At 64.3% G+C, this 21945-nt stretch carries 20 protein-coding genes; 11 read left to right on the top strand and 9 right to left on the bottom strand.

Annotated elements, in window-relative coordinates; all coding sequences use genetic code 11:
• Positions 1-46: 46 nt before the first annotated feature.
• Positions 47-934 carry an Fpg/Nei family DNA glycosylase gene (locus tag CXQ89_RS16210; protein ID WP_104055726.1) on the top strand — a complete coding sequence of 296 codons (888 nt, stop codon included), beginning with the start codon at positions 47-49 and terminating at the stop codon, positions 932-934.
• Positions 935-1005: 71 nt separating this feature from the next.
• Here CXQ89_RS16210 and CXQ89_RS16205 read toward each other — a convergent pair whose 3' ends face one another.
• Positions 1006-4896: a S8 family serine peptidase gene (locus CXQ89_RS16205; RefSeq protein ID WP_104162014.1), complete on the bottom strand. Its 3891-nt coding sequence runs from the start codon at positions 4894-4896 to the stop codon at positions 1006-1008.
• A gap of 295 nt (positions 4897-5191) precedes the next feature.
• Here CXQ89_RS16205 and CXQ89_RS16200 point away from each other — a divergent pair, with 295 nt between their 5' ends.
• Both CXQ89_RS16200 and CXQ89_RS16195 read left to right on the top strand, forming a co-directional pair.
• Positions 5192-6169 (top strand): glycosyltransferase family 2 protein, encoded by a 978-nt coding sequence (locus CXQ89_RS16200; protein ID WP_104162013.1) that lies wholly within the window; start codon positions 5192-5194, stop codon positions 6167-6169.
• Positions 6166-7617, top strand: coding sequence for a polysaccharide pyruvyl transferase family protein (locus CXQ89_RS16195; protein ID WP_104162012.1), 1452 nt, complete (start codon positions 6166-6168; stop codon positions 7615-7617). The genes CXQ89_RS16200 and CXQ89_RS16195 overlap by 4 nt, the downstream gene beginning before the upstream one ends.
• A gap of 82 nt (positions 7618-7699) precedes the next feature.
• Here CXQ89_RS16195 and thiD read toward each other — a convergent pair whose 3' ends face one another.
• The 3 genes from thiD to CXQ89_RS16180 all read right to left on the bottom strand — a co-directional run bounded on the left by thiD (position 7700) and on the right by CXQ89_RS16180 (position 9789).
• A complete protein-coding gene (gene thiD, locus CXQ89_RS16190; RefSeq protein ID WP_104055736.1) occupies positions 7700-8545 on the bottom strand; it encodes a bifunctional hydroxymethylpyrimidine kinase/phosphomethylpyrimidine kinase in 846 nt (281 codons plus the stop codon).
• 97 nt (positions 8546-8642) lie between these two features.
• Positions 8643-9119, bottom strand: coding sequence for a hypothetical protein (locus tag CXQ89_RS16185; protein WP_104162011.1), 477 nt, complete (start codon positions 9117-9119; stop codon positions 8643-8645).
• Positions 9112-9789 carry a TetR/AcrR family transcriptional regulator gene (locus tag CXQ89_RS16180; RefSeq protein WP_104055741.1) on the bottom strand — a complete coding sequence of 226 codons (678 nt, stop codon included), beginning with the start codon at positions 9787-9789 and terminating at the stop codon, positions 9112-9114. Before CXQ89_RS16180 ends, CXQ89_RS16185 begins: the two co-directional genes overlap by 8 nt.
• A 248-nt stretch (positions 9790-10037) precedes the next feature.
• On the opposite strand from CXQ89_RS16180, the gene CXQ89_RS16175 reads away from it, so the two are divergent.
• Positions 10038-10778: a queuosine precursor transporter gene (locus CXQ89_RS16175; protein ID WP_104162010.1), complete on the top strand. Its 741-nt coding sequence runs from the start codon at positions 10038-10040 to the stop codon at positions 10776-10778.
• Positions 10779-10786: 8 nt separating this feature from the next.
• Here the strand turns inward: CXQ89_RS16175 and tgt are convergent, their stop codons facing one another.
• A complete protein-coding gene (gene tgt / locus CXQ89_RS16170) occupies positions 10787-12061 on the bottom strand; it encodes a tRNA guanosine(34) transglycosylase Tgt (protein ID WP_181032406.1) in 1275 nt (424 codons plus the stop codon).
• 187 nt (positions 12062-12248) lie between these two features.
• On the opposite strand from tgt, the gene CXQ89_RS16165 reads away from it, so the two are divergent.
• Complete coding sequence (locus CXQ89_RS16165) at positions 12249-13298, top strand: FUSC family protein (RefSeq protein WP_258060164.1); 1050 nt, start codon at positions 12249-12251, stop codon at positions 13296-13298.
• A 51-nt stretch (positions 13299-13349) separates the two neighbouring features.
• On the opposite strand, the gene CXQ89_RS16160 is transcribed toward CXQ89_RS16165, so the two are convergent.
• Both CXQ89_RS16160 and CXQ89_RS16155 read right to left on the bottom strand, forming a co-directional pair.
• Positions 13350-14222 (bottom strand): DUF6707 family protein, encoded by an 873-nt coding sequence (locus CXQ89_RS16160; protein ID WP_104162008.1) that lies wholly within the window; start codon positions 14220-14222, stop codon positions 13350-13352.
• Between the two features lie 61 nt (positions 14223-14283).
• Positions 14284-14823 (bottom strand): NUDIX hydrolase family protein, encoded by a 540-nt coding sequence (locus CXQ89_RS16155; protein ID WP_104055750.1) that lies wholly within the window; start codon positions 14821-14823, stop codon positions 14284-14286.
• 232 nt (positions 14824-15055) lie between these two features.
• Between CXQ89_RS16155 and CXQ89_RS16150 the strand changes: the two genes are divergently transcribed.
• Complete coding sequence (locus CXQ89_RS16150) at positions 15056-15598, top strand: YdeI family protein (protein WP_258060180.1); 543 nt, start codon at positions 15056-15058, stop codon at positions 15596-15598.
• 157 nt (positions 15599-15755) lie between these two features.
• Positions 15756-16628 carry a class II glutamine amidotransferase gene (locus CXQ89_RS16145; RefSeq protein ID WP_104162006.1) on the top strand — a complete coding sequence of 291 codons (873 nt, stop codon included), beginning with the start codon at positions 15756-15758 and terminating at the stop codon, positions 16626-16628.
• Between the two features lie 7 nt (positions 16629-16635).
• On the opposite strand, the gene CXQ89_RS16140 is transcribed toward CXQ89_RS16145, so the two are convergent.
• Positions 16636-17760, bottom strand: a complete 1125-nt coding sequence (locus CXQ89_RS16140) for a glycoside hydrolase family 76 protein (protein WP_104162005.1) — start codon at positions 17758-17760, stop codon at positions 16636-16638.
• A 155-nt stretch (positions 17761-17915) separates the two neighbouring features.
• Between CXQ89_RS16140 and CXQ89_RS16135 the strand changes: the two genes are divergently transcribed.
• The 4 genes from CXQ89_RS16135 to CXQ89_RS16120 all read left to right on the top strand — a co-directional run bounded on the left by CXQ89_RS16135 (position 17916) and on the right by CXQ89_RS16120 (position 20995).
• Positions 17916-18689, top strand: coding sequence for a 3-hydroxyacyl-CoA dehydrogenase (locus CXQ89_RS16135; RefSeq protein WP_104162004.1), 774 nt, complete (start codon positions 17916-17918; stop codon positions 18687-18689).
• Positions 18690-18694: 5 nt separating this feature from the next.
• Positions 18695-19951 carry an acyl-CoA dehydrogenase family protein gene (locus CXQ89_RS16130; protein ID WP_104162070.1) on the top strand — a complete coding sequence of 419 codons (1257 nt, stop codon included), beginning with the start codon at positions 18695-18697 and terminating at the stop codon, positions 19949-19951.
• Between the two features lie 147 nt (positions 19952-20098).
• Positions 20099-20572: a hypothetical protein gene (locus CXQ89_RS16125; RefSeq protein ID WP_104162003.1), complete on the top strand. Its 474-nt coding sequence runs from the start codon at positions 20099-20101 to the stop codon at positions 20570-20572.
• A 117-nt stretch (positions 20573-20689) separates the two neighbouring features.
• Positions 20690-20995, top strand: coding sequence for a hypothetical protein (locus CXQ89_RS16120; protein ID WP_104162002.1), 306 nt, complete (start codon positions 20690-20692; stop codon positions 20993-20995).
• A 15-nt stretch (positions 20996-21010) separates the two neighbouring features.
• On the opposite strand, the gene CXQ89_RS16115 is transcribed toward CXQ89_RS16120, so the two are convergent.
• The gene (locus CXQ89_RS16115; protein ID WP_104162001.1) at positions 21011-21940 is read right to left on the bottom strand and encodes an NADP-dependent oxidoreductase; all 930 of its coding nucleotides are present in this window, start codon (positions 21938-21940) and stop codon (positions 21011-21013) included.
• Positions 21941-21945: the final 5 nt, after the last annotated feature.

Below are 21945 nucleotides of genomic sequence, written 5' to 3'. Positions count from 1 at the left end.
AATACGGATCTGTTCTGCAGTCTGGCAGACCGTCTAGGGTGTATGCATGCCTGAGATGCCGGAAGTGCAGGGACTGGCCGATTTTTTGCGGACCAAGCTGCTGCCCGAGGACGCGCCGCCGGCCCGGGTGGCCGATGTTGAAGTGCTTTCCTTCGCTGTGCTGAAAACTGCCGGCGTCCCGCTCGACGCACTGCAGGCGGGACCTGTGACGGCTGTGGAGCGCCGGGGCAAGTACCTCATCATTACCGCCGGGGGAGCGCATCTGGTGATGCACCTTGCCAAGGCCGGCTGGCTGCGGTGGTCGGACGCGCTCAAGCCTGGAAAACTGCGTCCCGGCAAGGGACGGATGGCGCTGCGGGTCCGGTTCGCATCCCGGGAGGCGGGCGGTGATGAGCCGGGGTTCGACCTCACCGAAGCCGGAACCAAGAAGTCCCTGGCCGTGTATCTGGTGCGGGACCCGGCGGAGGTGCCGGGCATTGCGCGGCTGGGACCGGAGGCGTTCGACGTCGGCTTCGAGACGTTCGCGGCGCTGGTGGCCGGGCACCGGGGCCAGATCAAGGGGCTGCTGCGGGACCAGTCAGTGATCGCGGGAATCGGCAACGCATACAGCGATGAAATCCTGCACGCGGCGCACCTCTCACCTTTCGCCAACGCATCCAAGCTCCATCCGGAGGAAGTGGAACGGCTCTACCAGGCCATGCGTGCGGTACTGGAGTCCGCGAACGAGAATGCTGCGGGCCGTCCGGCGGCTGAACTCAAGGATTCCAAACGCCGGGCCCTGCGGGTGCACGCCCGCACAGGGGAGCTGTGTCCGGTGTGCGGGGATACGGTTCGTGAAGTTTCCTTCGCTGATTCCTCACTGCAGTACTGTCCCACCTGCCAGACCGGCGGCAAGCTGCTGGCGGACCGCCGGATGTCCAGGCTGCTGAAATAACACCAGCGCAGGACAGCAAAACAGCGGGCCCGGGAGATTCTCCCGGGCCCGCTGTTTGTAACCGCTGGTGCTTACTTGCAGCTACCGCCGTTGTCGGTGGTGTAACCGTCCAGGCGGTTGATGAACGCCGCCATGGCTTCACGCGAGACATCCTCAAGCGGACGGAACGTGCTGTCCGGCCAGCCTGTGGAAACGCCCGAATCCTTCATCCACGAGATTTCCTTGTGGAAGAGGTTGTTCGTGGCAACGTCGGTGAAGGAAGCCTCACCCGGGGACTTGTAGCCCGAGGCGTCCTCAACGGAGCACTGCTCGCCGGCGAACCGGTTCATGAACGCAGCCATCGCGTCACGCTTGACCGGAGCCAGCGGGCGGAAGGATCCGTCCGGGTAACCGGTGGAGATGCCGGTCTCGGCGAGCCAGGAGATTTCCTTGTAGAACTGGTTATCCGTGGCTACGTCCGTGAACGGGCTGGTCGCCGGCGCGTTGTACGACGGGGATCCGGCCAGGCGGTAAAGGAACGCCGCCATGGCGTCACGGTTGATCGAGCCGAGCGGGCGGAAGGTACCGTCCGCATAACCCGTGGTCAGGCCCTGATCTGCCATCCAGTTGATTTCAGTCTCGAACTTGGTTCCGGCGACGTCGGAGAAGCGCAGGGCGCCCACCTCAATCGGAGTGACCTGGTCCTTGACCCCTTCGGCGTTGTGGTGCTGCAGGAACAGGGCCTTGGCGTCCGTGGTGCCCGCCTGGCGGTTGACACCCAGAACGGTCTTGTCCTGTGCAACGAAGGTGCTGACATTTTCGCTGCCCTCTGTGCCGTTGAACCACACAGCGGGCTGTGCGACGTCGAAGGCGATCCAGTCGGTGGAATCGACCGGAACCATCTGTCCGCTCTCATCCACGTTCATGACGTTGGAGGTCATGACGCGGTAGTTGATCGGTGCCGAGGTGCTCAGGTCCAGGCCCAGTGCAGCGGCCGGGATCGGAAGCGTCACCACGTTGGTGTCGAAGATGTTGGTATCAACATCACCGAACTGGCCGTTGGCCAGTCCCAGGAAGTCCAGCGGAGCAGCGATTTCATCGTTTTCCACGGACAGGATCTGGAACACGGTCTGGTCCAGGCCGGTGGCCCGGGCGGTCAGGGCAACGAAGTTGGCCTTGCCGTCCGAGTCGGTGTCCAGTTCGACCTGGATCTGGCTGTTGCTGTTCAGCGTGGCCCAGTTCTGCCACGTGCTCAGGCCGATGGTCAGGTCCGCTGCATTTACATCCGCGCCCGCTGCTGCGAGTGCGGGTGCATTGGAGGACGCTCCCACAGTCCGCAGGTCCAGTGAGGACAGGGACTCCAGTGCCAGGTTGGTCCGGCGCGGGCTTTCTGCACCGAGGACCAGCGGGGTGACCAGTGAGACGTAGCCTTCACTCTTCTCGCCCTGGGCAAGGCCACGGCCGTTGAACGTGGCTGCAGTGGAGAGGGCGTCCGCGCTCGGGAACGTGATCTTGCCACCGGTCTTGAGGTCCGAAACAGGCTTCGGAGCCGAGTACACCGGAACCCGCAGGACCGAGTCGTCGCTGGTCAGCTGCAGGCGGCCGGAGGCTTCGGCCAGGTACTGGCGGGGAACGCCAAGCTGATCCTTCTCAGCGGCCGGGTCAATGGTCTTGGCCAGTGCTGCCGGATCGTCAACACGCAGGGTGACGGCAATTTCGGTCTTGCCGTTGGCGGGGACCGTTACCGGACCGCCGTCAACAGTGATCGATACTCCCGGGACCTTGGTGGCTTCGAGGTACTCGGCCGTGTAGGTCTTCGGGGAATCGCCCTTGTTCTCGATGGTCACCGAACGTGAGAGTTCAACCGGGGAGGCACCGACTTCCAGGACACCAAAGTTGACTGACGTCAGGCCCTGCTGGTCGGTGGCGTAGGCGAAGACCTTGGTGTTCAGGGCATCGAGCGCATCCACGCGGCCCGAACCAACGCGGTTCGGCGCGTAGGCCACTCCGTCGCCGGTCAGGAGGTCATGGGTGGCCGTATTCATGATGATCGACTTGACCTCATACGGGTTGTAATCCGTGGCGCCCACAACCAGCGCGGCGAGGCCGGCAACGTTCGGGGCGGCCATGGAGGTGCCGCTCTTGATGGAAGCTCCGCTGCCGGTGCCTACCTGTGCGGACTTGATCTGCGTTCCGGGTGCAGCGACGTCGGGCTTGATGACGCCGTTGGTACCGTGGACGCCCCGCGAGGAGCTGTCGTTCAGGGTATCGAGTGCACCGGACTCGCCGGTCACGCTGCCTACGAGGGTCGGATCCAGCCGGACCTCAAGGGTTCCGGCCTCGGCGGCGGGACGCAGTTCCTCGGAGGTCTTGGCCGTGAACTGCATGCCCGGGATGGCGGCGTTTCCGGCAATGCCGGCGCTGAAGCCATTGAGGGTGGAGTCGATGACGACGCCGGCGTAACCGGCTGCTGCTGCGTTGTTCCAGCGGACGCCGGAACCGCATTCGCGGGTGGCCGCATTCTCATCCCAGGAAAGCCAGACCCACTTGCCGGCATCAGCGCCGGCGTCGAGCGGTGCGCAGCCGTCGGAGTTGTCACCCTCAGGGCCCATGACGACGGTTCCCGTCAGAGCCTCGGTCGAAGCATTGGCGTAGTTGAAGCTGGCGGTGTACTGGCCGGCTGCGACGGCTTCTGCCGGGGCAACAACCTGACCGGCGTCCAGAGTGGTCTGGGAGCCGACGCTGTTGGCCACGGTCAGTGCGGTTTCGGCGCTGCCGGGGGAGCCGCCAATGTCGTAGATATCTCCGGAGTTACCGGAGGAGACCACGGACAGGATGCCCTGGGCGGTGAGGGCGTTGACGATGTCGTTTTCGGGATCGTCATAGGCAGGGAAGCTGGAGCCGAGGGACATGTTGACGACCTGTGCGCGGTCGCTGAAGTCGCCGTCGTTATTGGGGTCAAGGACATAGTCCAGGGCCTGGCCGACAACTTCGGAGGAGCCTTCGCAGCCAAAGACGCGGATGCCGACAATCTTGGCTTCGGGTGCCGTGCCCGGGCCGATTCCCATCTTGTTGACGTCCTCGGCGGTGAGCGCTGAGTAGTCGCCCCTGAAGGTGGTGCCGTCGGCGTTGGTGCCGTAGCCCGCGGCGGTGCCCGCCACGTGCGAGCCGTGGCTCTGGCAGTCCAGGGGATTCGCGTCAGGCTTCGGAATGGGGCTGTACAGTGCTGGATCCGAGGGATCCGCGTTGTATTCGTCGCCCACGAGGTCCCAGCCGCCGGCGAACTTCTCCGGGTCATAGAGGCCCGAGTCCGCGGCCGGCACAGTGTCGGAGGCCTGCGCCTGGGCGAAAGCCTCAAGGGTGCCGGGGCCGCCGAAATCGGAGTGGGTGTAATCCAGTCCGGTATCCAGCACGGCGATGGTGACACCCTCGCCGGTCTGGTCCCGCTGAACCCAGGAGTCCAGAGCGCGGACGTCGATATCCCCGCCCTTGTTGTCGAAGGTCTTGGGGACGATACCTGTGATCTTGGCGACGTCCCCGCGGGCTGCCAGGGCACGGATGGCTTCGGCGTCTCCGTTGATGGCTACGCCCGGAAGGGTATTGGTGGTGGTGTAGATGATGCTCGATGAAGCCTGCGCTGCAACTTCCTCAGCCTGCGCTTCAATGGCAGCCCGGATCTGCTGGACTTCCGGGGCCTTATTGAGCGGTGCAGCGAATCCGTCCCGGACTTCCTGCGGCTGGGTCTGTTCAAAGGCGCCCTTGCCCGTGAACTGGACGAAGACGGACACTGGGCCCTGCTTCGTCTTCAAATCTGTAGAGACTTTCAAATCCGGCGTTACCCGGGGAAGTCCCTGGGCTGTCGGATCCCCCGGTGTGTTCCCCTCAACGGCCGCAGCCGGGGTCCACATGCTGGAGACCAAGGCCAGGCCGGCAATTGTTGCCAGCGCAGCCTTTCCTGATCTCCGATGGTTTGGATTGTTCATTTTTCTCCTTGTTAGAGAGTTCGCCGGAGCTTGGGGCCGCAATCTGGTGATTCCGGAACCCACCGACCGTGACCGGGCAATGAGGAAGTGACTAAATGGCTGAGCTGGTTATGGTGGAGCTGAATTAGGTCCATGATTCTTTCGGTCAGGATCCAAATCATGGCGCTACTGGTACTTTTGTTTGTCTCTAATCGGATGTCAACAGTAAGTAGCATTCCTTTTTTTCATTACGGCGCAGCCCGTTGGAGGATCGGTATATCGTGGTAGCTGAACCCGACCGAACCGTGGGAGTGAAGTGCCAGCGCAGGATCCAGTAGCCGTCATCGTCCGGACCAAAAACCGGCCGCACTTCCTCCAGCGGGCTCTCCAGGACATTTTTGACCAGACCTACCGTCAGTTCCGCGTGGTGATCGTCAATGACGGCGGCAGCGCCGAGCCGGTGGACAACGTGATCGCCGGGTTGCCGGAGGCGGCCAGGGAACGCGTTGACATCCTGCACAACAAGCAGAGCCTGGGGATGGAAGCTGCATCCAACACCGGTGTTCAGAGCTGTGATTCCGAGTACATCGTCATCCATGATGACGATGACCTTTGGCACCCGGAATTCCTGCAACGGACAGTTTCCTATTTGGAAAACTCTTCGGATGCAGGGGTTGTTGTGAGAACCCAAATAAGGTATGAGGAAATTGTCGACGGACAAATCCTCAAGACCGGTTCGGCGCCTTTTTGGGAAAACATGCAGCAGATATCACTGGGCGACATGCTGCAGATTAATCGCGCGGTGCCCATCTCGTTCCTTTACCGCCGCTCCCTGCATGAAGAACTTGGCTATTACAACGAATCCCTCCCTGTCTGCGGTGACTGGGAATTCAACCTCCGGGTGCTGTCGCGCCATCGTATTGGATTCCTCGACGGGGAGCCGCTGGCGTTCTGGTGCCAGCGGCCCTCAACAGGAGGTGACGACGCCAACAGCCTGTTCGCCAAGGCGCGGGACCACGAGCGGTTCGACCGCAGCATCCGGGATGAGTATCTGCGCAGGGACCTCAGCAGCGGCAGGGACCTGGGAGTCCTTCTCCAGATCAGCGCCATGATGGCCGAGCAGGAACAGATGCTGCTGGAGAACCGGCAACGGATGGTCCAAATGCAGGAACAGCTAACCGAGGCCACGCAGCGGCTGGAACACATCATGATGCAACGGACCAGCATCCTCGCGCGGGCAGGCACGGCGGCAGCAAAGCTCAAGGGTGCGCTTAAGGGAGTGCGACGGCGATGACCCTGCGGATTGCCGTCCTCGCCGATCTCGGCCAGGACACGTACCATGCCGGTGACGAGGCCATGGGGCACGCGGCCGCGGATGAACTCCGGAGCCGCGGACTGCAGGTCCTGATGCTGTCCCGTAATCCTCAGCAGACGGAACGGCTGTTTGGCCTGGACGCAGCACCTGCGCTTGCTTTCCCCTGGCCGCCTGCCGAGCGGGAAGACTATCTGCGCCGAATCCGGGCACACCTGGCCGGCTCTGCCGAACTGCCGGCCGGCGACCCGGCGCTGGGGCTGATCAGTGAGCTGGGGAAGTGCGACGGTCTGGTCATTGCCGGCGGGGGAAATCTAAATTCACGCTACGGCTGGCTGCTGTATGAACGTGCCGCTGTGGTCGCCATCGCGAGGTCGCTGAACATGCCCGTTGTGGTCTCCGGGCAGACGCTGGGGCCGCAGCTCAGCGCCGCGGACACCGTAGTCCTGGCCGATCTGCTCCGCGCCGCGGAGCTGACCTCCGTGCGGGAGCAGTCTTCAGCTGAACTCGCGCGCCGCATTGGTGTTCCCGCCGTGCGGGGGGTGGACGACGCGTCATTCCTGTCCGGAGGGCGCACCTTTGATCCGCCGGAGCCCCGGTACGTAGCGGTCACAATTTCTCCGCTTTCCGGGTCCATGGAAAATCTATATGCCTTGCTGGGCGCGGAGTTGGACGCTCTGCACCGTCAAACCGGGCTGCCTGTGCTGTTCCTTTCCCATGTAGGGATCGGAGACGAGGACGGTTGGGACAAGTCCGCCCATGCCCGCATTGCCGAGTCCATGTCCTCTCCCTTCCGTCTCATGCCGGTTCTCACCGCACGGGAAACTGCTGCACTGACTGCCGGCGCTTCGCTGATTGTGACGTCCCGTTACCACCCGGCGGTATTCGGGCTTTCCCGCTCAGTGCCCGTTGTTGGCCTTGCCGTGGATGATTACAGTGCGGTTCGGCTGAAGGGCGTCTTGGCCAACTGGGGTCTTGAAGATTTTGTCCTTCCCCTTCCGGGGCTGCAGGAGGGGCTGCTGTCTCCGGCCCTGACAGAGGTCTGGGAGCGGAGGGAGGAAGTATCAGCTCATCTGAGCACGGTCCTGCCCGCCCGGAACCGTTGGTCCAAGCAGTGGTGGGACGGTGTGACGGCAGTCTTCTCGGACCGGGCAGTATCCGGCCCGCCGCAGGATCTTCCACCGGTGCCCGTCTTTCGCGCTGCCGGGCAGTGGGCGGCATCAGCCAGGGTCCTTGGCGAGAAGTTCTACGCGCAGTCTGCGATGGCTGCCCAGTCCGAGGTCGAGGAGGATCGGCTGGGGTCCTACCTCGCACAAGCGCACGGGGAGCTAGCCTCCCTGCGGGATGAACACCGGCGGCTGGTGAACTCACGAACGGTCAGGACGGCTCTTTCCCTGCATCGGGTGTACGCGAAGCTTCGCCGGCGTTAACCGGCGGCGTTAACTGATGCCGCAGAAGGTACCGGCGGCCATTGGCCACCGGTACCTTCTGCGGACCAAAGTTGCAGGGTTATTAGAGCGCCGGGCCATTCCCCGCGTTACCCTGCCACAGGGCGTCAAACGGGGTGTGGGAGGAAACCCGGTTCCGGATCCCCTCGGTCACAAAAGCCTTTGCGGTCTTCGCCGCTTCCAGCGGGGTGGCTCCCTTGGCGAGCTCGGCAGTAATGGCTGCCGCCAGGGTGCAGCCGGCGCCGCTGACAGCCACTTCGCCGACCTTGGGCGCCCGGAGCACTTCCATCGTCTGGCCGTCGTAAAACACATCCACGGCGTCGTCGCCCTCCAGGCGTACTCCGCCCTTGGCGAGTACCACGGCTCCGGACGCTTCGTGGATGCGGCGGGCTGCCTCCTGCAGGTCTTCGACGCTTTCGATGGAGTCCATGCCGGACAAGGACATCGATTCAAAGTGGTTGGGGGTAACGAAGGTTGCCAGCGGCAGGATCTGCGCCTTGAGTGCCCGGTCCGTGTCCAGGGCGGCTCCCGGCTCCTGACCCTTGCAGATCAGCACCGGGTCAAGGACGATGTTGGTCCATTCCTGGCTCTGGAGGGCCTTGGCAACGGTGTCGATCGTGGCGGGCGTTCCCAGCATGCCGAGCTTAACAGTGGTCAGGTCATAGGCGGTCTGGATGGCCTCGAGCTGGTCACTGATGACCTGGGGTTCCACCGGGACAAAGCGGTGACTCCAGTTATCTTTCGGATCAAAGGAAACGATGCAGGTCAGGGCGGCTATCCCGTACGTTCCGAGTTCCTGGAACGTTTTTAGGTCGGCCTGGGCGCCGGCGCCGCCGGTGGCCTCGGAGCCGGCAATAGTCAGGGTGACGGCCGGGGAGGCTGTTTCGGCAGAGTGTGTGTTAGCAGACATGAGTCCATCTTCCACCCAAAGCGATCTTCGGTGCCACCGCGGCTTAATGCCGGACAGGCGGGGTGTTTGAGGCGGGAACAAGGCCCGGAACCGGAAGCTAGGCGCGGGCGAAAGGCCAGATGGTCGCCCGGCCGGCTGCCATGGCCAATCCGATGGCAACACCCATGAGCAGCGGCACCAGGACGGCATGAACGCTCAGGCCGATGATGACCCAGCCGAGCAACAGCGGCACGATGAAGAAGGCCAGCACGTGCAGGCCCTGGTGCTGGACGCCGCGCAGGAACCATCCCAGAAGCAGGGCGAGGGGAAGCGCGGAGAACAATCCGAGACCGGCTGCGTAGAAGGCGGCCACAATAACGGTCCAAACGTAGCCCCAGAAGTCCCGGGACGTCCCCCACCCCACCACAATTGTGGCGATTGCGGCCAGGACAATGCAGGCAACTCCGTACCCCAGAGCAACGGCCAGCGGGCCGGGTGGAACATATTGGTGCTGCGGCGCAACGGCGGCGGGAGCAGCCTGGGCGGGTATCAACGCGGGCGGAAGCACGACGTCGTCGCCGCCTTTGTCAGTCATCGCGTCGGGCTCCCTGGAAGAGGTGAACTACATCCTCCACAATATTGCGAACCACGGGCAGGCGGGAGAGGATGACCAGCTTCGCGGCCAGCGGAGCGACGTTCTCCACCAAACGGCGCGAGCGGCGCTGTCCCGGCGAGCGGTCATAAATCCAAAAAAGTGTCACCCCCATGTGCACCAGCCACAGGAGCTCGGGCAGGTCGTCGCGGATGGCGAGCGGCGGCTGCGGGCGTGACACGGTGACGGCCTGGCGGAACATGGCGATCGATTTGGCCCGGCCAACTCCCGTATCCGCACCGGCGCGGCTGCCCTGCGGGGAGGCCGACGACGGCGGCATGGCAGTGCGCAGGAAATGGGCGCCAAAATCGTGAAACGGGCCCATGACGTCCAAGTTGGCCAACAGAATCAGGCGCAGGTGCTCACCCAGGTTGTGTCCGTCGCGAAGAAGGGGCAGGGCGGCGCTGCGGTGTTCATCCTGCAGATGCCGGTACAACTCGGCAACGAGTTCATCTTTGGAGCGGAAGTAATAGTACGCATTGCCCACTGACACCCCTGCCGTTTCGGCGATGCAGCGCATGGTGGTGTCGGCGTAGCCCCGGGTGCGGAACAGGGTGAGGGCGGAATCAACCAACAGCCGTCGGGTCTTTTCACTCTTGACCGTCGCCGTCATCAGCGCTCCTTAGTTCAGTTGTTGGCGCTGGTTCGGTTAGAGGCGCAGATCCGCTTATGTGCGCCCGGTTTCCGGCACGCCTGCAAGAATACAGCACTTTTTTGAACGTGTTCAAAAAGACGATGGCGGTGCGGCCGGGCAGAACGTGGCAGAATTGACGGCGGCCCCCTGCGGGCCGCCCGGTGCAGCGGGCACAGTGCTAATACAGCCGGCGGAAGCCAGGCGAACCACTAGGAAACGGAAGACCCATGCACACCTCCACCGGCATCGATCCGGCGCCTGCTCCGGCATTTGCCGTCCGCGGCAGCTCTCACTACGACATCATCCTGACGCTCATGTGCGTGGTGATCGTCATTTCCAATATCGGCGCCACCAAGGGCGTGGTGCTGGGGCCGTTCTTCGGCGACTTCAGCATCGTGACCGACGGAGGGTTTTTCCTCTTCCCGCTGGCCTACATCCTCGGCGACGTCATTAGCGAGGTCTACGGCTTCAAGGCGGCGCGGCGGGCCATCTTCACGGGCTTTGCGGTTGCGGCACTGGCTGCGGCCAGTTTTGCCGTGATCATCGCACTGCCGGGATTCGACGACGACTACGGGCAGGCCAAACAGGCGGCGCTGGAGCTGGCACTGGGCCCGGTGTGGCAAATCGTGCTGGCCAGCCTGCTCGGCTTCCTGGCCGGACAAACCCTGAATTCCTGGGTCCTGGTCCGGATGAAGGAAAAGTTCCGGGAACGGGCACTGATCGGACGGCTCATGGCCTCCACCGGCGTGGGAGAGTTCGCCGACACCCTGATCTTCTGCGCCATTGCCGCGCCGGTCATCGGCATCACCGACGCGGGCGGCTTCATCAATTACGTGATCTTCGGTTTCGTCTACAAGACGCTCATTGAGTTCCTGTTTGTTCCGGTTACCGCCGTGGTCATTAAGGCCATCAAGAAGCGCGAACCAAGTTACGGCGCTGCAGTGCCTGCCGGTACGCCGGAAGGCTGAGCTGCCGGCTAGACCTTGGCGCTGTAATAGTTCCCGAGCGTTTCGGCCTTGAAGTCGAAGAACGATCCGTTTTCAATGGCCAGCCGTGCGTCGTCCACAAGCTTCACCGTGAAGCGTTCATTGTGGATCGACACCAGGGTGGAGGCAACCATTTCCTTGGCCCGGAACAGGTGGTGGATGTACGCCTTCGTATAGTGCGCGCAGGCATAGCAGTCGCAGCCCTCCACCAGGGGAGTGAAGTCCTTTTTGAAGCGGGCATTGGAGAGGTTCAGCCGCCCGTGCGGCGTGTAAAACGCCGACGTGCGGGCCACGCGGGTAGGGGAGACGCAGTCGAAGGTGTCGGCACCGTTTTCAATGGCGGTGAAGATGTCGTCCGGTTCGGAAATCCCCAACAAGTGGCGAGGCTTGTCTTCGGGCAATTCCTCGGTGCACCAGCGCACGATCGTTCCGAGGTTTTCCTTCTCGAGGGCTCCGCCGATGCCGAACCCGTCAAAGTCCATGGCGCCCAGATCCCGGGAAGCCTTCCGGCGCAGGTCCTCATACTGGGCACCCTGCAGGACGCCGAACAACGCCTGGTAGGGCTTTCCGACGCGCTCCTCGGTGAGCCGCTGATGCTCGGCGATGCAGCGCAGAGCCCACAGCCGGGTGCGTTCCAGTGACATCTCCTGATATTCGCGGGAGTTCATCAGCGTGGTCAATTCATCGAACGCGAACATGATGTCGGCGCCGATTTGGTGCTGGACCTGCATGGAGACTTCAGGCGTGAAGCGGTGCTTGTCGCCGTTGAGGTGGGACTTGAACCACACGCCGTCGTCATCGATGTGGGCCAGGCGCTCCTTGCCGGGAGCGACGGCGTCGTCCGCTCCGGTTGCGTGGGTGGTGCCGTCCGCATTCATGTTGATGACCTTCTTGAAGCCGGCGCCCAGGCTCATCACCTGGAAGCCGCCCGAGTCGGTGAAGGTGGGGCCGGACCAGTTCATGAACTTGCCCAGCCCGCCCGCGGCGTCGAGCACGTCCGGACCGGGCTGGAGGTACAGGTGGTAGGCGTTGGCCAGGAGGGCCTGGGCGCCAAGGTCCGCCATGGATTCGGGCAGGACCGCCTTGACCGTGGCCTTGGTGCCTACGGCAATAAAGGCCGGAGTGGCAATTTCGCCGTGCGGCGTGGTGATGGTGCCGGTGCGGCCCTGGAACTCACCGCCGTTGGCCTGCGTCTGCTCAGCTGAGGGGGCAGTGGTTTCACGCAGGCGCTTACCGAGGGCGAAGGAAAATGTTGAGGAGGACACCCCTCCATTTTGCCTTACCCGCCGACGCCGGCAGTCCGCCGGAGCCCGGGACGTTCCGGCTGGGATGCGCGCCACATATTTCAGGGTGCGGCAACAGGCGGGCGTACGGTGGAAAGGCCGGCATCGGCCGCACCCCAGACACCTGCAAAACGTACCTGAAAGCTGCCTCTTGAACCTGCTGCGCGATATGTTCCGGATCGCACCCGCCAACAATGATCATCAGGTGGCGGTGCGCTGTGGTCTGGGGGTGGGGATTCCCCTGCTGCTGCTCTTGGCTTTCGGCCGGATTGACCTGGCCATCTTTGCCACCTTCGGTGCCTTTACCGGCATCTACGGCCGGAATGAGCCGCATCGGCAGCGGTTCGGCCACCAGCTGCGGGCCGGTGCGCTGATGCTCGCTGTCATCACCGCCGGAGCGCTGACCTCCCGGCTGGAGCCGGACGCGTGGGGAATTGTCCTGGGCACCACCGCGGTGGCGGGACTGGGGACACTTGGCACCGGGTTCTGGCGGCTTCGTCCCACCGGTTCGCTGTTCCACATTTTTGCCTACGCCGCCATCTCTTCGGTGCCGAACCAGCCGCCCGTGTGGCAGGCCCTCTTGGTGGCTGTGGGAACTGTTAGCTTTTCCGTGCTGCTCGGCCTGTCCGGGCGGCTCCATTCTGCGCACCGCACCCCGTGGGTGAAGCCTGAAAGGCCCCGCTTTACTGCCGCCCAGCGCAGAACCGTGTGGATCGACGCGGCCCTCTACGCAATCGCTGCCGCGGTTGCCGGGTCCATCGCCACGTTGATGGGCATCGGCCACAATTACTGGGCGATGGTTGCGGCAACCGTGCCGCTGGTGGGGGTGGGCGTGCGCCACCGGCTCTACCGGGGCCTGCACCGCATCCTGGGGACCTTTGCCGGGCTGGTGCTGACCGCACTGATTCTGCTGCCAGGGCTGGAACCGTGGCAAATGGTCGTCGTGATTGCGCTGCTGCAGTTTGGGGCGGAAATGCTTGTGGTCCGGCAATATGCACTGGCCCAGGTGGTCGTCACGCCGCTGGCACTGGTCAGCACCGAGCTGGCGCATCCGAGCAACTCGGCGTTGCTGATCAAGGACCGGGCCGTGGAGACGGTTATCGGAGCGGCAGTGGGAATGGTCATGGTCCTGATCATTCACTTGCACAGCCGGCGCACGCGTCGCCGGGCACATCCGGAAGCGGCTTCGGGGCAGCTGCCAGCCGCGAGCCGGCCCTAGGGGTCCCGCCGCTACAGACGGCCCCGGCCCGCTACAGACGGCCCCGGCCCGCTACAGGTCGAGGTTCAGGCCGCGGACGGCAATCAGCTCGTTGCGGATGCGCCGGTCCAGCTCATGCTCCGAAAGCGTCTGGGATCCGCCGTGGGCGCGCAGGTACAGCAGGGCATCCAGCCTCAGGACACGCCAGTCGCGTTCGCCGTGTTCATCGCCGGCCTCCCCTGCGCGGTGGATTTCCCGGTCATACAGGTTGGGTTCATTCAGCTGGCGCTGCAGCAGTTCCGCGGCCAGCTTGGCCTTCAACGGATCGCTTTCCGCTGCGTCTCCGGCGCGGACAGCCTGCGCATAGGCGGCTGATGTTTCCTCGTCGCCCGCTTCATGGGTGATATGCGCGGCCAGGGAGAGGGCCCCCTGGATCCAGTTCCACCGGCCAAAGTTGCCGTCAAAGGGCAGCCCCGTGATGATGTTGCAGACCTGCAGGGCGTTTTCGGCGTCGTCCAGGTCCACGTACAGGGTGTGTGCCAAATCCCGGACGTCCTGCAGGTTGCTTCCGGACTTTACATTCAGTCCACGGCCGAGCCGTGCAGCCACTTCCTGGACACGGTCCGCATCCGGGTGCGCAGCGGCGGCCGCGGCAACGACTGCGGCATAGTCCTCCTCCTCCACCGGTGCCACCCGGACCGCGTCCGCCGGAGAACCGGACGGTGCCGGTGCCTGGACACGCACGGAGGAGCCGTAGGCCAGGCGCAGCGTCATGCCGTCTTCGAGAACAAGGAGAACCAGGGCGGGCACGCCGAAGTCGTCATTCTCCACGGAGCTGTCCTTCACCGGAGCCAGTGAGGTGCTTTCATGCACCGGAATTTGCCCGGGTGCAAGCAGCTCGGCATTGACCCGGAATGTGTAAGACTCCGGCTGGCTCTCAGGCATAGCAGATTCCTTCTCTTCGCAGCAGTCGGCCCTCAGTATATAAAGATGCTGTAACGGGTACTCAGCGGCCCCAGCTGGCCGACGCCAGTGCCTGCCGCAGCAGGTCACCGCGTCCCCCCGCAAACTCTGCATAAATGTCAGGGCTTAGCGCTTCCTCGGGCGTCAGCCAGGACAGTTCCAGGGCGTCCTGCCGGGGGTCGCATTCACCGGTGACGGGGATCAGGTAGGCCAGTGCGACGGCGTGCTGGCGCTCATCGGTCAATCCCGACTGGGAGGGGGAGGGGAAATACTCGGCCACGGCAAACGGAACCAGGGCCGGCGGCAGCTGGGGCAGGGCCATCGGGCCAAGGTCCTTTTCCAGATGGCGCAGCAGTGCGGCGCGAATGGTTTCCCGGTACATCACGCGTCCGGAGACAAAGGTCCGGACCATCTTGCCCTCGGCAGTGGCCTGCAGCAGCAGGCCCACTTCCGTGACGTAACCCAGGGGATCGCAGCGAACCGGAACGGCTTCGACATAGACCATCGGAAGCCGTTGCCTCGCCTCGCTGAGCTCATCTTCTGAAAGCCAGCCGGGATAGGGGTCAGGGGTACGAACACTCATAGAAGTGTTTTACCGCAAACCGGGGAACGCGCTCAGCCGACGCGCGGCGCTTTGGCCCTCGGCTGAACTGCCGAAGGTACTTTTGCCCGGTGCGGGACCGGTTTACGCTCTGAGGATGACCAGCAGCGACCCGCGGCCGCCACCGCCAAAGCCGCCGCCAAAATCACGGCCAAAGCCGCCGCCGAAGCCGCCGCTGCCCGAGCTGCTGCTCCCGCACGCGGAGGCATGGCGCATGTGGCTGGCAGCTCATCATGCAAGCTCGCCCGGGGTGCAGCTGATTCTGGGACGAAAGGGCGGGACCGTAACAAACCTGTCCTACGCCGGAGCACTGCAGGAAGCGTTGTGCTTTGGCTGGATTGACGGACAGGCCAACAAACGCGACGGCGAAAGCTACCTTCAACGGTTCACTCCGCGGGGCAAGCGCAGCATCTGGAGCCTGCGCAACGTGGGATACGTGGAACAGCTGGAAGCTGAAGGCAGGATGCAACCGTCCGGGCGCGCCGCCGTCGAGCAGGCAAAAACCGACGGCCGCTGGGACAAAGCCTATGCGGGGCCCGCTACAGCTGTGATGCCCGCGGACCTGGTGGCTGCGATTGCCGCGGTGCCCGAGGCGCAGGCAACGTATGACATCTTGAACTCCCAAAATCGGTATGCATTGTTTTTTCGGCTCAGCACGCTGAAGACTGCTGCCGCACGGGAACGCAGGATTGCTGCCGTCGTCCGAATGCTGGCAGACGGCGAGACTCCCTATCCGCAGCGACGCACGCTGCCCTGATCAGCCTGCCGTGCCCGGGTCCCCATACCTCTGTGGTCCCCATGTGTCCGCGCACTCTTGTCTTTGGAAAATGCCCGCGGGACTCTTGAATGCAAGCACCACTGATCAAGCCCGCGGCAGTTGAGCCTTGCTGCGGCAAATCTGCGGAGGACCATCAATGTGTCGTCTCTTTGGCATGCATGCCGGTAAAACCCCCGTCAAAGCCACCTTCTGGCTCCTCACGGCGCCGGACAGCCTGTCCCGGCAGAGCCGGCGGGAAGCTGACGGATTCGGGATTGGAACCTTCGACGGTGAGGGGCGGCCGGTGGTGGATAAAGCTCCGATAGCAGCCTACGAGGACAAGGCCTTCGCCGCGGAAGCCCGGGATCTGTCCAGCACCACGTTCCTCGCCCATGTGCGGTATGCCAGCACCGGCGGCAACCTGTTGGTGAACACCCATCCCTTCGAGCAGGACAACCGCCTGCTCGCCCACAACGGAGTGGTGGAGGATCTGGACCGGCTCGAGGCGCGGCTGCGGCAGCTTGGCGTGATGGACCTGGTGAAGGGCGATACCGACAGCGAGCGGGTCTTCGCCCTGATCACGGCGGAGGCGCGCAGCAACGGGGGCGACGTCGAAGCGGCCATCGTCTCGGCGCTGGCGTGGGTGGCGGAAAACCTGAGGCTTTTTGCGGTGAACATCATCCTGACCACCGGGTCGGACGTGTGGGCGGTCCGGTATCCGGACACGCACCCCCTCTATGTCCTGGAGCTCGCCGGATCCGAGCCCCACGCGGGGATGCGCACACAGCGGATCAGCGTGCACAGCCAGGAGATGGCCGAAGGCCGGCGGCCTGCGGTGCTGCTGGCCACAGAGAAAATGGACGACAATCCCAAGTGGCGGCTGATGGACTCCGGCGAGGTCCTGCACATCGATTCGTCACTGAAGGTTCACAGCAGCAATCCGCTGCCGCCTGAACCCCGGTATCGGTTGACGCTGGCTGATCTGGATGTCACGGCTGCGGCGTCACAGCAGCCCCTGAAGGTTGGCTGAGCACGTCTCAGCCGTGGCCGCGCCGGACCCTTGCCGCCGCCTCCAAAATAATCCACGCTGACAGCTGGGTAGAGAGGCCGACGCCGGTTCCACCCGGATAATGCCGTTCGGCCGCCTCCAGCGGATGCGGAGAGAAGACCGTCCGCTGCCCCCGCTTTGTCCGTCCTGCCCAGAGCGCTTCAGCCGTGGCGCTGACCATCGCGGCGGCCTGTTCCCGGTGGCGTTCCGGCAGGGTCGGAGACACTGCGGCCAGGGCAAGATATCGGGCCAGAATGCCGGTGAATAAGCCGGCATCACCGGTGCCGTGGGTGACGAGTACCGCTGTGCCGGAGTGGGTGAGCACCCGGTGAACCGCATCGATGAGCTGGGCTGCCCGGGCCAGGTTTGCCGGACCGCCCAGTTCCAGCAGGGCGCCCAGGACCGGGCCCTGGTTGTAGGAAAAGACAGCCCGTTCCACCACAGGATCCGCCGTGGTTCCTCCCGCCTTGATGCCGTCGAGGTACAGTCCCGTTTCGGCATCCAGGAGGCTGGAGTTGAGCCAGTCAATCAGGGCCTGGGAGCGCTCGCGTTCACCGCTGCGGGCGAAGTGCAGCGCGGCCGGCCCGGTGGCCGGTGTGTTCTTGAAGGTCCGGCGCCGGTTCCAGTACAGCCCGCCGCCAAACTCCATGGTGTGGGCCGAGCGCAGGGCCTCCGTCAGTGCAGCCAGCATCCGGGGATGGCGCCGTGCCGCGGGCCGGCGGGGAGCTCCGCCGTCGTCGGACCGCCGCACCGGCCGGGAGGGAAGGAGGGCATCGAAGCGGGCCACAGCAAGGGCCAGCCAGGCCATGTCGTCGAAATACCAGTTGGTGGCACGCAACCCGTTCCGCAGCCGAATGGTGCGGATGAGCTGGTGGGCCTGCCCGACGGCGTCGGGAGCTCCGCGCAGCGCTGCGTCAACCAGCGCATCCACGTAGTGGGCCTGCCACCAGTAATGCCACGGCCCGGGCAGCAGGCGACGCGGGGCCGGGCTTTCGACGGCGGCCAGCCTGGTTCCCGGAAGCCCCAGCAGCGGGCGGGCGAAGGCGGCAGCAACAGACGCCGCCGCGTCATCGGCGCGGGCTTGGATCTCGTGCAGCGGTTGCTCGGACAGCATGCGAACCACCCTAGCCCCGTGAGGTCTGCTGTCACAGTTAAAGCGGCTGCGGCTGGCCGAGGAAATCAGCGCGAAGATGCGATGTGTGCCGGATCACAGTAGGCTCAAGTGGCGCCACCGCAGGGGCAGGCGCAAACTTTGACGCAGGAGTACGGATGGACATTTCAGGGGCATCGGCAGTTGTTACCGGGGGCGCTTCCGGGCTGGGACGGGCTACGGCCCGGAGGTTGTACGACGCCGGAGCGTCAGTGATCCTGGTGGATCTGCCCTCCTCGGGCGGCCTGGCATACGCTGCTGAGCTGGGCGACAACGCCCACTTTGTTCCCGGTGATGTCACTGATCCCGAACAGATGGCAGCAGCGGTGGAAGCCGCTATGAACGCTGGACCGCTGCGTGTGGCTGTCAACTGTGCAGGCATCGCGACCCCCGGCAAGGTGCTGGGCCGCAACGGTGTACTGCCGCTGGAGGATTTTGCCCGTGTGATCCAGGTGAACCTCATCGGAACGTTCAACGTCAGCAGGCTCGCCGCTCAGGCCATGGCGGAGACTGAACCGGTGGAGGCCGGCGGCACCTCCGAGCGCGGCGTCATCATCAACACCGCGTCCGTCGCAGCTTTCGACGGACAGATTGGCCAGCCGGCCTATTCCGCTTCCAAGGGCGGGGTTGCAGCCATGACGCTGCCGCTCGCCCGGGAGCTTGCCCGCCACTTGATCCGCGTGGTCACGATTGCTCCCGGGATCTTTGAGACCCCCATGATGGCGGGACTGCCGCAGGAAGCCCAGGACTCCCTGGGGCAGCAGGTGCCCCATCCGTCCCGTTTGGGCCGGCCGGACGAGTACGCCGCACTGGCTGCACACATTATCGAAAACCAGATGCTCAACGGCGAAACCATCCGCCTGGACGGCGCCATTCGGATGGGACCGCGCTGATTTTGTTGGCTGCAGATGAAGGAAGACAGCCCGGTGCTGCGGGGCTCCCGGATGCCGATTTTTATGCGTTCGAGGACCTGCTGAGCCAGCGCGAACAGGAAAAGCTTGCCGAGCTGCGCACCTTTTTGGCGGCCGAGGTGGCTCCGTATGCCGGGCAGTGGTGGCAGGACGCGTACTTCCCTGCCGAGCTGTTGCCCAAGCTGGCGGCGCTGGAACTGTCCACCCCGGTGCAGCAGGGCTACAGCCCGCTGTTTGCGGGGCTCGTCATTGCGGAAATGACCCGGACAGATACCTCGATCGCCACGTTCTTCATGGTTCACCATGATTTGTTCGTGGAAGCCCTGCACGCCTTCGGGTCCGCAGAGCAAAAGGACCGGCTGCTGGCCGACGCGATGGCACTTCGCATCACCGGAGCCTTTGCCCTGACCGAACCGGAGCACGGCTCCGACGTTGCCGGCGGGATGGAAACCACGGCGGTCCGGGACGGGGATGCCTGGCTCCTCAACGGCAGCAAACGCTGGATCGGCAACGGAACTTTCTGTAACTACATGCTGTTGTGGGCACGGGAACCCGGAACCGGCAAGGTGCGGGGCTTCCTGCTGGATGCTTCGCTCCCGGGTGTCCACCGCACCCGGATCGAGAACAAGACGGCGCTGCGGACCGTGCAGAACGCGGACATTACCCTGACGAATGTCCGGGTCAGCGAAGATGACCGGCTTGCGGGAATCGATAGCTTTGAGGACATCAAACACCTCCTGCGCGGCTCGCGCATCATGGTGGGCTGGCAGGCGGTGGGGGCGCAGCTCGCAGCCGTAGACGTTTCCCGGGCGTATGCCGTGGAACGCCAACAGTTTGGCCGTCCCCTGGCCTCGTTCCAGCTGGTTACCGAACAACTGGTGCGCATGCTGGGAAACACCGTGGCCAGCACCGGGATGCTGGCCCGGGTGTCCGAGCTGGAACGGGGAGGTTATCCCTCGGAGGCGGGCAGGAGCGGTCCGGGAACCGACCAGGGGGCAGCGGGGGTGCGCGGATCCGACGGCGGCATGGCGCAGGCCGCTTTGGCCAAGTCCTATGCCAGTGCCAAGATGCGCGAGACCGTGGCGCTGGGGCGCAGCATCCTGGGCGGCAACGGCATTGTGACCGACCACCGGATGGCAAAGATCTTCGCCGATGCCGAAGCCATCTATACCTACGAGGGAACCTACGAGATTAACTCCCTCATTGTGGGCCGGGACATTACCGGCATTTCGGCGCTGCGCTAGGGCGGCAGGGCCTCTGGCCATGCTGCCGGGTGCGGGATCCCGGGTGGTGCTGAAGCCTCCTCATCAGTAGGCTTACTAATGAGCATCTGCCGGCGGTTCGGTTCAGCCGGACGCAGGCAGCGACAAGCTGAAGGAGAGGCACGATTGATGGACGAGCAGAGCATTCCCGACCCCGAGCTGGGCGATGATCCCGTATTGGCCGATGATATTGCCGATGTTGTGACTCCGGATGAGGTGGCCGAGGTGCCGCTGACCGACATGGTCGATGCAGACGACCTGTCCGCCACGGACGAGTTTGTGGACCCGGAGGCCCTGAGCTACCCCGGTGCGGCCGAAGACAACCCCGACCGGTGGCAGGAGGACCCGCTGCTGGCCGGTGAGCCCCTTGCCAACGAACCCGGATTGCTGTCTGACCAGACGCTGCGGGACGAAACCGCCGAAGAACGGTACGAGGAAGGCGCCTCCCAGATCCCGCCCGAGGTTCCGACCATCGGAGAAGCGGCAGCCGACGTCGACTTTGATGACCCGGTAGCCACTGACGAGCAGGACGGCAGTGACGATCCGGCCCACCTCGGCGGAGATCCGCTGGCCGACTTCGACTCCGAGGAACGCGAACTCTAAGCTCCGTTTGGTCCGGGAGCGCCGAAAATCGGTGAGAGCGTGAGCGCGCTCATCCGCATCCCTTTTCGGCGGTCCCGGCGGGCTGGGCCTGACAGAGCCACCGTCTAACCTGTTCTTATGCCTTCTTTCCGAGCCCAACTGAACATCACGGGGCTCAAGCCCGGAACTCCGCCGGAAGCGGTAATGGAAACGGCAGTGGCGGCTTTGGCGGCCAGCCACCACGTCGAAGCGAATCAGCTCGACATCGTTTCAGGAATTCCACGCATCACTCTTCGCTTCATGGTTCCCGACAACGAATGGTCGCTGGAGAACTCCCAGGCCCTGCGCGCCGCAGCGAACATGCGCCACGCGGTGGAGACCGTTGCCGCCGCAGAACGGCTGCGGGTTCTGCGGCGGCAGCGGGGCCGCTGGGTTCCGCTCTAAGCGGTTTTGCGGCGCTTAGAAGAGCAACACCAGCCGACCGCGCACTCCGCCGGCTTCCAGCCTGCGGTGGGCTTCCTCCGCCTTTTCCGCCGGGATTCGATCGGCAACCCGGAGAGTCAGCGTTCCGTCCTCGGCGAGGCGGCGCAGAGCTTCGAGCTTCTGGCCGGAATGGTATTCATCCCGAACCGCAATCGGATGAACAGTGATGCCCCGCCCCGGGTCTTCCTGCCACCACCGGTACGTGGCAAAACCTCCGTTGTCCTTGACCGCCGGTGCGGCTTTTTCGTTCATCACGGCCGCATCGGCGAGGGCGTCCACGCCCTCGGGGAAGAACTCCCGGATCCGCTCCGCAACGTCGTCGCCGCGCTCCACGATGTAGTCCGGTCCCAGCCCGGAGACCAATGAGCGGTCCTTTTCCGCGGCATCGGCTACAACCACCAACCCGGCATGTTTGGCCAGCTGCACCAAGTAGTTTCCCAGCGTTCCCGCTGCTCCGGTCACGGCAAGTGACTGGCCGGGCTGGAGGTCAAGCTTCTCCAGCGTCTGGACGGCGGTCAGGCCGTTCATGGGCAGAGTTGAGGCTTCGGCTAAGTCCATGCCCGCCGGGATATGGGCGAGGGAGTCCGCCGGAGCCACCAAGTATTCCTGATACGCTCCCCCATGCTCGCCGAGGGGCAGCACAATGGCCATGACTTTGTCTCCTACCTGCCACCCGCCGGAACCGTCCGTCTCGTCAATGATCCCGGCGGCGTCCATGCCCGGCACTGCCGGGAGCTTGCCGTCTCCCTTGCTCTGTCCGCCTGCCCGCAGGACGGTGTCGGTCGGGCTGACAGCAGCAGCCTGGACCCTGATGCGCACCTCGCCCGGTCCTGCATGGGGATCGGCAACGTCCAGGACGGTCAGCGCTTCGGGTCCGCCGAACTTTTCCACTCCGATGATCTTCATACTCG

Source organism: Arthrobacter sp. ZGTC212 (genome assembly GCF_002929255.1).
Taxonomy (GTDB): domain Bacteria; phylum Actinomycetota; class Actinomycetes; order Actinomycetales; family Micrococcaceae; genus Arthrobacter_B; species Arthrobacter_B sunyaminii.
This window is presented reverse-complemented; position numbering and strand designations above follow the sequence as displayed.

Excerpts from the sequence above, each read along its gene's own strand:
- thiD (WP_104055736.1), bottom strand. The coding sequence starts at position 8,545 with ATGTCTGCTAACACACACTCTGCCGAAACAGCCTCCCCGGCCGTCACC.
- CXQ89_RS16150 (WP_258060180.1), top strand. The coding sequence starts at position 15,056 with ATGTGGCTGGCAGCTCATCATGCAAGCTCGCCCGGGGTGCAGCTGATT.
- CXQ89_RS16185 (WP_104162011.1), bottom strand. The coding sequence starts at position 9,119 with ATGACTGACAAAGGCGGCGACGACGTCGTGCTTCCGCCCGCGTTGATA.
- CXQ89_RS16115 (WP_104162001.1), bottom strand. The coding sequence starts at position 21,940 with ATGAAGATCATCGGAGTGGAAAAGTTCGGCGGACCCGAAGCGCTGACC.
- CXQ89_RS16155 (WP_104055750.1), bottom strand. The coding sequence starts at position 14,823 with ATGAGTGTTCGTACCCCTGACCCCTATCCCGGCTGGCTTTCAGAAGAT.
- CXQ89_RS16165 (WP_258060164.1), top strand. The coding sequence starts at position 12,249 with ATGTTCCGGATCGCACCCGCCAACAATGATCATCAGGTGGCGGTGCGC.
- CXQ89_RS16145 (WP_104162006.1), top strand. The coding sequence starts at position 15,756 with ATGTGTCGTCTCTTTGGCATGCATGCCGGTAAAACCCCCGTCAAAGCC.
- CXQ89_RS16195 (WP_104162012.1), top strand. The coding sequence starts at position 6,166 with ATGACCCTGCGGATTGCCGTCCTCGCCGATCTCGGCCAGGACACGTAC.
- CXQ89_RS16205 (WP_104162014.1), bottom strand. The coding sequence starts at position 4,896 with ATGAACAATCCAAACCATCGGAGATCAGGAAAGGCTGCGCTGGCAACA.
- CXQ89_RS16180 (WP_104055741.1), bottom strand. The coding sequence starts at position 9,789 with ATGACGGCGACGGTCAAGAGTGAAAAGACCCGACGGCTGTTGGTTGAT.
- CXQ89_RS16210 (WP_104055726.1), top strand. The coding sequence starts at position 47 with ATGCCTGAGATGCCGGAAGTGCAGGGACTGGCCGATTTTTTGCGGACC.
- CXQ89_RS16125 (WP_104162003.1), top strand. The coding sequence starts at position 20,099 with ATGGACGAGCAGAGCATTCCCGACCCCGAGCTGGGCGATGATCCCGTA.
- CXQ89_RS16160 (WP_104162008.1), bottom strand. The coding sequence starts at position 14,222 with ATGCCTGAGAGCCAGCCGGAGTCTTACACATTCCGGGTCAATGCCGAG.
- CXQ89_RS16175 (WP_104162010.1), top strand. The coding sequence starts at position 10,038 with ATGCACACCTCCACCGGCATCGATCCGGCGCCTGCTCCGGCATTTGCC.
- CXQ89_RS16135 (WP_104162004.1), top strand. The coding sequence starts at position 17,916 with ATGGACATTTCAGGGGCATCGGCAGTTGTTACCGGGGGCGCTTCCGGG.
- CXQ89_RS16120 (WP_104162002.1), top strand. The coding sequence starts at position 20,690 with ATGCCTTCTTTCCGAGCCCAACTGAACATCACGGGGCTCAAGCCCGGA.
- CXQ89_RS16140 (WP_104162005.1), bottom strand. The coding sequence starts at position 17,760 with ATGCTGTCCGAGCAACCGCTGCACGAGATCCAAGCCCGCGCCGATGAC.